Below are 8,106 nucleotides of genomic sequence, written 5' to 3'. Positions count from 1 at the left end.
GATATTCGTCAGTGTCGTCGAGCACCAGAGCTTCACCACTGCCGCTCAGGCACTCAGCCTGGCCCAGTCAGCGGTCAGCCAGTCGATCGCCGGGCTCGAAAGCCGGCTGGGCACGCAACTGCTGGTCAGGGGCTCACGCGGTCTGCGCCTGACACCGGCCGGCGATACGCTGCTCGAGCATGCCCGGCCCCTACTGCAACAGGCACAGCGCGCGGCACTGGCGATGGCGGAGCTCGAGGGGCTGGTCAAGGGCGAGGTGCGCATCGGCGTCTCCTCGATGCTCGGCTCCTACTACTTCCCGCCCCTGTTGATGGCATTCAAGGCACGCTATCCCGACATCAAGCTCAGCGTGATCGAGGGCGGCACCCTGAGCCTGCGCCGGATGATCGACAATGCCGAGCTGGACCTGGGCGTCATCGTCGAGGATCAGCTCGGCACCGACACCCACGGCCTGATTCGACGCCACTTCCTGAGCGAGGAAATGGTGGTCTGCCTGGCGAACGATCATCCGCTGGCCGCCCGCACGCAGATCAGCGTCGAGGAGTTCTTCGCCGAGGAGCTGGTGGTCTTCAAGCGCGGCTACTTCCATCGCGACTTCATCGAGCGCCTGGCCAGCCAGCATGGTCTCGCGCCGAGCATCGCCTTCGAATCGAACCTGATCGCCCTCAACAAGGCGATCGTCGCGCGTGGCTTCGGGATCACCACCTTCCTCAAGCGTGTGGTCGAGGATGACCGTGAAGAGAACAACCTGACCGCCGTCTCCTTCGATGAGCCCGCCTGGCTTGAGCTGTCACTCGCCTGGCGCCGCGAGCGCGGCCTGTCACGTGCCGAGCAGGCGCTGGTCGATTTCGTCATTGAACACTCGGCGGCCGGGAGGCTCGCCCCGGATGCCTTGAGCGCTGATGATCAGGCAAGCAGCACTACGCTGAAGCCCCCTTCCTGAGCAGTGGCTGACATTTGCCGGGGCTCATAAACGACATCACCCGGCCAGGGCCGGGTGATGTCGAAGAAGACACTTGTCTATTCAAGGGCCTGTCTATTCAAGGGCTTGTCTGTGTCAGCGCTTGTCTGTTTCAGTGCCAGCGTGATCGGCTCACTGACTGCGCATGGCCAGCTTCATCTGCATGGCCTCGTAGGGCATCGGGCGACGCGACTGCCAGTAGTGCTGGGACCAATAGACATTGTCGAGTCGCGACAGCTTCACGCCACGCGAGGTGGAGGCATGCAGGAAGTAGCCGTTGCCGACGTAGACCCCCACATGGTTGTAGCGACGTGAGGGACGGAAGAAGACCAGATCACCCGGCTTGAGCTGCGACTTGTCGATGCGCTTGCCACGCTTCACCTGGTCGGTGGTGGTGCGCGGCAGATCGATGCCGAAGCCATCACTGAAGACATGCTGCATCAGGGCGGAGCAATCGATGCCGCGGGTGTTGGTGCCCCCCAGACGATAGGGCGTCCCGGCCCAGCGGTCATGCTCTTCCAGCAGGACATCGCGGATGCTCGGCCCTGACATGGCGAAGTCCTGCGACTCGGCGGCCGGCTGGGACGCGGACTGGCGATAGCGCTTGAGCTTCGGCAGTTCCGGCAGGTCCACATCGTAGTAGGCCACATCATTGGACGGTGTTGAGTGACTGGCACAGCCTGCCACACCCAGTGGCAGGATCAGAAAACAGCATAATAACGCGTGGCGCATCCAGCATTCCTCGTCGTGGGCCCGGCGCTGGAAGGGTGAAGGTGAGCAGCGCTTGCGGACGGCGATAACCATTGATGCATGACGATGATCGTTGATCGATCAGGGGTAACACGGCGACTATCTGACAAGGTGGGCCGGATCAGGCAGCAGCACACATTGCAACACGATGACGACAGTCAGATGACAAACTCAATTCGTTCGCAGGATAGTAGTTCATGTTTCCGCAAACCGTATGCCATTGCCGCACAAGTTAGACCAAAGCATCAGAGAAAGTGCCCCCCTGCCGCTCACCCAACCTGAATTGAATCCCGCTCAGTGCAACGTGCGAGCGTCTCCGCTCAGCACATCCAGATGCAACGCCGGCCAATGCCCCGGGCGCGCGCCCGGGAAGTCGAGACTTGACCAGGCACCGGCCAGCGGTGGCGCCGCCGTCAACCACTGGATGAGCGCATCGCGGAAGCCGCGCAGGAAGCTGTCACGCTGGTCGGTGTCGCCCATGAAGAAGGCATAGCCGGCGAACAGTCCCCGGGCATATTCCTTCCAGCTGCCGTAGTGGTCGCGCGCCATTGCATAGGCGCTGTCCAGATAGGCGGTGAAGGTCGCGTCGTCCAGCCAGCCCAGCTGGCGCCCGGCAATCGCGAGGTCCACCATCTGGGCGATGTCCCACGCCGCCATGTCCAGCTCGTTGCAGCGCGCCTCGTTGTCCCTGACGCGACGCAGACGGTCCAGATGCACCTGCTCATCATCGCCGCGCTCGGCGCTTTCCAGCACGTCGATCTCATTGTCGAGACGGGCGCGATTGAGGGTGTAAGGGCCGTAATTGATCTGGTATTCATCCCGATCACCGGCATCGCGCAGGAAGTCGAGGAAGCCCTTGAGCGCCTCGGCATTGGCGAGACCATAATGACCTTCGAGCCAGCCGCTGAGTTCCTCGACGCCCCGCCCGTACTCGACCATCGGCTCACCCCAGCACGGCGTATTGAGCGGACCGCTCAGCGCCAGCGCCGTGAAGCGATCCAGACTCGGACGCAGCCCCGGCTCCTGCCAGTCGCTGGCGCGCCAGTCGAGCCAATGGAACAGGCTGCCGGGGTCATCGAGATGCCAGCGGATCTCGTTGACCAGCGGATGATCCTCGAGTTCCGGCACCGCGGATTCCCACACCGCCCAAGCTTCCAGCAGACGCATGGCGTCCGGATAGTAGCGGCACAGGGCACTGCGCAGACGCTCGGCACACTGGGCCAGCTCATCGGCCGGGAAATCACCGCTGTCCTGGACCATCAACAGATAGAAGGCGTACTTCTCGGCCATCACCACACTGGCGGGATAGCGATGACAGACGGCCAGACGCTGTCGGCGTTCCAGCTCGACGGCATCGGCACGCCCGAAGGGCGTCTGGGCATCGGGCAAGGCACCACGCGCGGCATCGGCGGCCAGCTGGTTGAGATGATGCGCCTGCGCCGGCAGCCAGAAGCGCGCCATGCCCTGCACGCCATCGCGGGTGTCCAGCGCCAGCGTCTCGTTGAGATATTGGCGTGCCTCTTCGCGGCGCGCCGCATCGACCTCGGCGACAAGCCCCTGACGATAGAGCAGGTCCGGCTCGCGGATACTGGCGATGGCCAGCACCCAGTGGCGGCTGTCATTGCGCCACGCACGAATCGCCGCACGGCAGCGCTCACGCCGGGCGGCAGGCAGCAGCGCATGCAGCTCGCAACGCAGCGGCGTCAGCGGCGACGCCATCAGCGGACGCCAGTCACTCTCGGTGTCGCGGGTCAGATCGACACCCTCGAACAGACTGCGACCGCGCTGATAGGCGCGGGCCACGCCCTGCCAGTCGGCATAGCGGCGCACCAGCAGGTCGATGCCGTGGGCGGCGAAGTCCTCGCCCTCCTCACGACTCAGCCAGCCGGCACATAGCCCGGCGAAGGCGAGATCGACCAGACGCAGCCAGTCCCAGGCGGCGAATTCCAACGGCTCGCCACGATCGAGATACTGCAGCAGCAGCTCGCCATAGGCCGTCGGTGACGGGGGCTTTTCCAGCCCGCCATCGGCGACGTCGATGCTGGAGGAGGCATGCGCGGGGGCGCCCTTGCGCCCTTCCGTCTTGCGTTCGGCCTCTTCCTGAGCCGCATCCGCTTCCAGCTCATCCAGCCACTTGGCACGCTCGCTGTCGCTGGCCGTCATCAGGCGTGCGCTGTCGATGTCCCAGCCATAGCGATGCCCCTGCGAGGCCAGCCACAGCAGCAGTCGAATCAGCTCATCACGCCCGGTGATCGCCCAGGTCTCGGCCAGCCAGCGCGTGACGTCCGGCCAGTGCGCCGCGGCGTCAAAACCGCTGGCACCGTCCTCGTGCGGGCCGCTGTCATCGGTGGTCAATGTCTGACCGCCGAGCCACGGCGAGAAGATGGCGCGCGCCATCCAGACCCGGTCGCGCTCGCCCTGAGGCCAGAGCTCAGTAACCGCCACCGGAGGCTGTGCCTCCAGCGCCTCCTGCAGACGCGGCCAGGTGACGCCGGCGTCTTCGTGCTCCAACTGAGACAGCGCGAGGCTGGCCTCGAAGAAGCCATCATCGCCTCGCGTCCAGCCCGCATCGCTGCGCGAATGAGCCAGGGCCTTGAGCCAGTCATCCAGCGAGGCGAAACGCCCGCCGATCGCCGTGAGCAGACGTATCAGCCAGGCACGCGTGCGCGCCTCTGACAGCCAGCCGGCGGTACGTGCCAGCGCCAGCAATTCCAACGCCTCCAACTGGTGCAGCGGGTCCGGGGTGTCATTGGGGAAGGCCTCCAGCAGACGCCATCCCAACTCGCCCGCATCCGGGACTTCCTGGGCCTTCAGACGCGCGCACGCCTGGGCCGGTGTCCACACCGTTTCCGGCGCTGCACTGAAACCCCAACCGCACAACACCAGCTGTTGCCCCCACCAGGCACTCAGGGGTTCGACCAAGGCACACCTCACGACTCGATAGGATTCGACTGACGCAACACTTGCGACCGGGCAACTCGCAACCGGCGGCGCATAGTGTAACGGAAAGGGGCTTGCGGCGATGCCCCTCACGCAGGATAGCGAGCACGAACCACACCATGACGCCCGATGACAAAGGCACTGTCATCGGGCGTCATGGTGTGGGTGGCCGCGACTGCGCAGACCAAGATTACCGCATTATCATCACATCAGGATGTCTTCATGGACTTGTTGCCGGTCGGGATGCGGAAGAAGGCGCAGTACGCCACCGGCAGCACCACCAGCGTCAGCAGGGTCGCCACGCCCAGCCCGAACACGATCACCACCGCCATGCTCGAGAAGAAGGCATCCGGGAACAGCGGAATCATGCCCAGCATGGTGGTGATGGCCGCCATCGACACCGGCCGTACACGACTGACGGCCGCCTGCACCACCGCCTGGAAGCGATCCTCCTGCTCATCGAGCTGCACGTTGATCTCCTCCACCAGCACGATGGCGTTCTTGAGCACCATGCCGATCAGGCTCAAGGTGCCGAGCAGCGCCATGAAGGTGAACGGCGCGCCGAACACGATCAGACCACTGACGATACCGATCAGCGTCAGCGGCACGATGGACCAGATGGCCAGCGCCTGACGCAGGTTGGAGAACAGCAGCACCGTGATCACGAACATGCCCAGCAGCCCCATCGGCAGCGAGGAGAACAGCGCCTCCTGAGCTTCGGATGAGGTTTCGTACTCGCCACCCCACTCCAGGTGATAGCCCTCGGGCAGCTCGATGGCCTCGATCTTGGGACGGATACGCCCCAGCACGCTGGCGGCCGTTTCGCCGGACAGCGGCATGGGCTCGGCGTAGACCGCCAGCATGCGCTGACGATCGCGACGCTTGATCAGCGGGTCGCGCAGCTCGGTCTCGAGCGGCCCCATCACCGAGCCCGCCGGCACGTAGGTCTCCTGCTCATCGCTCCAGACATTGAGGCTCGCCAGGGTGTCGAGGTCGAAGCGCTGACGCTCTTCACCGCGCAGCAGAATCGGGATCAGCTCGGAGCCTTCGCGATAGACACCGACGCTCTCGCCGTCGCTGTTGATCAGCAGCGCCTGATGCAACGAGTCACGCGTCACGCCGACACGCCGCGCCTGATCATCCAGGAATTCGGGCTCGATGCGATTGACGCGATTGCGCCATGACAGACGGATGCTGTCGGCCAGCGGCTCCTCCTCGAAGACGCTACGCACCTTGCCTGCCAGCTGACGCAGCACTGCGGGGTCTTCGCCGTAGAGGCGCGCCTCGAGACTCGCCTTGGCCGAGGGGCCGACCTGCAACGCCTGCACCTTGTACTCGACTTCAGGATACTCGGCGCGCACCAGGCGTATCACCTCCTCCATGCGCGCTTCGCGACTGGCCCGGTCCTGAGTCTCGACGATCAGCTGCCCGAAGCTGGCATAGCTGTCTTCCGGCGAGTAGGTCAGCGTGAAGCGCTGGGCGCCCCCGCCGGTGACGCTGGTGACATGATTGACCTTGTCCATCTTGAGCACCTGCTGCTCAAGGTCCGCGATGCGCGCTTCCGTCGCCAGCACATCGGTGCCTTCCGGCATCCAGACATCGACGAAGAACAGCGGTGTCGAGGCATCCGGGAAGAAGGCATTCTTGACCTGCCCGAAGCTCATCACGGCCGCCACCAGCAACGCCACCGCGCCCCCCAGGGTCAGCCAGCGCAGGCGAATCGCCCAGCTCAGCAGGCTGCGGAAGCCACGGAAGATGACGCCACGATAGGGGTCTTCCTCCTGATTCTCGTCCGTGTCACTGCCTGCCGTCTCCCGCGCTTCGCGGAAGAACATGTCGAAGAAGAACGGTGTCAGCGTCAGGGCGGTGATCCAGCTCAACAGCAACGAGTAGCACAGCACCCAGAACAATGACCCGACGAACTCGCCGGTGGCATCCGGCGACAGACCGATGGGCGCGAAGGCGGTGATCGCGATCACCGTGGCCCCCAGCAGCGGCATGCGGTTCTGGTTGACGACCTCGAAAGCGGCCTGGCGCTTGGTCTTGCCGCGCTTGAGACCGATCAACATGCCCTCGGTGACCACGATGGCGTTATCCACCAGCATGCCCAGCGCGATGATCAAGGCCCCCAGCGAGATCTTCTGCAGCTCGATGCCATGAATCGACATCATCACGAAGGTGCCGAGAATGGTGATCAACAGCACCAGCCCCATCAGCACGCCGCTCTTGACTCCCATGAATACCAGCAACACCAGAATCACGATGCCGACGGCCTCGGCCAGGTTGATCAAGAAGCCGGACACCGCCTCATCCACCACCTGGGGCTGGTGATAGACCGTGGTCAGCTCCATGCCCAGCGGCATGCGCGACTCAAGCTCGCCAAGACGCTTGTCGACCAGCGCACCGACCTCGACCACATTGACGCCAGAGGCGAACGAGATGCCCAGCGACAGCGCCGTCTCACCATCGGTGTGATAGAGGCGCGACGGCGATTCGGTGTACTCGCGGCTGACCGAGGCGATATCGCCGAGACGAATCAGGCCACCATTGCCGGGACGACCGACCACCAGACGCTCCAGGTCCTGCACGCTCTGGAACTCGCCACTTGGCTGCAGTTCCAGCGACAGGCCGTTCTGACGGATCCGTCCGGCGTCGCCGACCACGTTCTGGGCATTGAGCAGGTTGGCGAGCTGATCCGGCGAGATGTTCAGCGCCTGCATGCGATCACGATCCAGCGCGACGATGACCTGCTCGCTGCGCGCGCCGACGATGGAGACCTTCTTGACCCCCTCCACCAGCGTCAGCTCGCGCTGCAGGAAGTCGGCCTGGTCCTCGAGATCATGCGCCGAATAGCCCTTGCCGCTCAGGTTGTAGAGCAGCCCGAACACATCGCCGAAGTCGTCATTGACGATCGAGGAGCCACTGCCGGGCGGCAGGCTCGACTGGGCGTCATTGATCTTGCGGCGCAGCAGATCCCAGTACTGCTGCATCTCGCCTTCGCGCACGCTGCTCTCGAGCTCCAGCGTGATCTGGGAAAGCCCGGAGCTGTTGACCGAGCTGACGCGCTTGAGATTGGGAATCTGCTGGATCGCCTTCTCCAGCGGCAGCGTGACTTCCTCTTCCACCTGCTTGGGCGTCGCGCCCGGATACTGGGTAATCACCACCGCGTTGCGGATGGTGAACTCGGGAAATTCCAGCTGGCCGAGGCCGAAGAAGGAGGTCACGCCACCCACCGACAGCAGCAGCACGACCATCCAGCTGATGACCTTGTGTCTCAGGAAATAATCGACCATGGATCAGAGCCCCGCTTCCTTGACCCAGGGACGCACAGGCTCCCCGGCTTCCATGCGACTGGCGCCCGCGGTGACCAGACGGTCACCGGCACTCAGTTCTCCCGTGATCACCAGCCCTTCGCCGGTGGCCTGCAGTACCGTGACCGGCACGGCCTCGACGGT

Annotated in this window: 4 protein-coding genes; 1 reads left to right on the top strand and 3 read right to left on the bottom strand. The window is 64.3% G+C overall.

What is annotated here, in order from left to right; genetic code table 11:
- Position 1: 1 nt before the first annotated feature.
- Positions 2–943, top strand: a complete 942-nt coding sequence (locus tag AC4FAH_RS03995) for a LysR family transcriptional regulator (RefSeq protein WP_490245661.1) — start codon at positions 2–4, stop codon at positions 941–943.
- A gap of 150 nt (positions 944–1,093) precedes the next feature.
- Here the strand turns inward: AC4FAH_RS03995 and AC4FAH_RS03990 are convergent, their stop codons facing one another.
- The 3 genes from AC4FAH_RS03990 to AC4FAH_RS03980 form a co-directional block, all read right to left on the bottom strand.
- Complete coding sequence (locus tag AC4FAH_RS03990; protein WP_213114414.1) at positions 1,094–1,693, bottom strand: C40 family peptidase; 600 nt, start codon at positions 1,691–1,693, stop codon at positions 1,094–1,096.
- A gap of 312 nt (positions 1,694–2,005) precedes the next feature.
- A complete protein-coding gene (locus AC4FAH_RS03985) occupies positions 2,006–4,633 on the bottom strand; it encodes a DUF1266 domain-containing protein (RefSeq protein WP_225347184.1) in 2,628 nt (875 codons plus the stop codon).
- 227 nt (positions 4,634–4,860) lie between these two features.
- Positions 4,861–7,944 (bottom strand): efflux RND transporter permease subunit, encoded by a 3,084-nt coding sequence (locus AC4FAH_RS03980; protein ID WP_215823365.1) that lies wholly within the window; start codon positions 7,942–7,944, stop codon positions 4,861–4,863.
- Positions 7,945–8,106: the final 162 nt, after the last annotated feature.

This window comes from Cobetia sp. (genome assembly GCF_983723665.1).
The sequence above is the reverse complement of the archived record's forward strand: the minus strand, read 5'-3'. Positions and strand labels throughout refer to the sequence as shown.